This window comes from bacterium (genome assembly GCA_030018315.1).
In the GTDB taxonomy this organism is placed as follows: Bacteria; Hydrothermota; UBA3073; order JACQXS01; family JAGMCI01; genus JASEGA01.
The window spans coordinates 84,888-85,105 of the sequence record JASEGA010000003.1; the positions used below are offsets into that span (position 1 = coordinate 84,888).

At 45.0% G+C, this 218-nt stretch carries 1 protein-coding gene; it reads left to right on the forward strand.

All coding sequences use genetic code 11. The annotated features are described in order from the left end of the window. A partial coding sequence (locus QMD71_02465) for a hypothetical protein (protein ID MDI6839710.1) occupies positions 1–218 on the forward strand: 218 nt, incomplete at both ends.

Consider the following 218-nt stretch of genomic DNA (forward strand, 5'->3'; position numbering starts at 1 on the left):
GATTGAGGTTATTGAGGGTCCATTTCTAAAGCAGGGTGGCCTAACTTTCTTTATTCCGCCATGTGAAGGGATAGATAACTCTGCAGGGATGATAACTCTTTGTTGTGCCTTTCTTCTTGTAGCTCCATCTGGTGTGAGTGGTAGTGGCACCTTAGCTTATATAAGATGGACAGTTGTTCGTTATGGGAGCTCAAAGATACACTTCGGGATACCGGGAG